The following is a 1,219-nucleotide window of genomic DNA, read 5'->3' on the forward strand; positions in this document are numbered from 1 at the left end:
CTGGCCGGGATGGCCTCGGGCACGACGAGCCAGCTGCGCGACTTCGGCTTCACGCTCGGCCCGGCGATCATCGGGGCGATCGCGCTGAGCCGGGCCGCGTCGGTGATCGCCGCCGAGCGGGCGGCGGACCCGTCGATCGACGCGGCCGTCGCGGGGTTCGTCGCGAAGGCGCCCCCGGCCGCGGCCGGCGCGATCGAGTCCGGCCCGCTCGGACAGGTCAGCGTGCCGGGCAACCCGCTGCACGACATCGCGTTCGCCGCGCTGGGCGACGCCTACTCGATCGGCTACGTCGTCTGTGCGGTCGCGGCGCTGGTCGCGGCCCTCCTCGCGGGGTTCGCACTCGGGCGGACCGCCCAGCAGCGCTACATCACCGAGGACGAGGGGGCCGGCCTCACCGAGCCGGAGCGGCGCTGAGCCGGCGACGCAGCTCGGCCCGCACGAAGGTCGCGTCGGCGTCCAGGGCGACGTCCACCGGCCGGACGCCGTCGACGGCCTGCGACTCCGCCCCGCGCAGGTCGCCGATCGTCGCCCCGCGGCCCGGGCCGGTGGACGTGTCGACGTCGACCGGGATCGGCGACGTCGCCACCGTGCCCGGGGTGATCGCCTCGAGCAGCGCGACGGCGTCGTGCACGGCCATCGCGGCCTGCCCGAACCGCGCCGAGTACGCCGCGAGGTAGGTCTCCCGGGTGGAGGCCAGCGCCGCGCCGACCGGACCGGTGGCGGCGAGGTCGTCGAGCCAGTCGGCGCTCAGCGTGATCCGCATGGTGAGGTCGAGCGGGACCATCGTCGTCGGGACCCGCGAGCCGGCGAGCACCCGCCGCGCGGCCTCCGGGTCGCCCCAGACGTTGAACTCCGCGGCGGCGGACACGTTCCCGCCGAACGCGATCGAGCCGCCCATGAGCACGAACCGCCCGATGCGCTCCTCGAGGTCGGGGCGGGCCGAGAGCAGCGTGGCGACGTTGGTGAACGGCCCGATCGCGGCGACCGTCACCGGCTCCTCCGACGCCTCGATCACCGACGCCATCAGCGCCACCGCCCGCATCGGCGACTCGTCCACCGGCGGGCCGAAGTCGCCCGCGCGGCCGCCCAGCCCGTCGTCGCCGTGGACGCCGTCGGAGCGCCGCTCGAGCAGGTGCACCAGCGGCACCCCCGCGCCGCGGCCCACCGGCACGTCCGACCGGCCGAACGTGCCGAGCAGCCGGCGGGCGTTCTCGGTGGT

The 1,219-nt window shown here is 76.7% G+C and carries 1 protein-coding gene and 1 pseudogene; one reads left to right on the forward strand and one right to left on the reverse strand.

Annotated elements, in window-relative coordinates:
* Nucleotides 1-414, forward strand: a pseudogene (locus tag AC0CYZ_RS15150) (MFS transporter); the annotation flags it as partial.
* Here the strand turns inward: AC0CYZ_RS15150 and AC0CYZ_RS15155 are convergent.
* A partial coding sequence (locus AC0CYZ_RS15155; RefSeq protein WP_472216725.1) for a nucleoside hydrolase occupies nt 392-1,219 on the reverse strand: 828 nt, incomplete at its 5' end. The pseudogene AC0CYZ_RS15150 and the gene AC0CYZ_RS15155 sit on opposite strands and share 23 nt — an antisense overlap.

It is taken from the genome of Actinomycetospora sp., assembly GCF_055612215.1.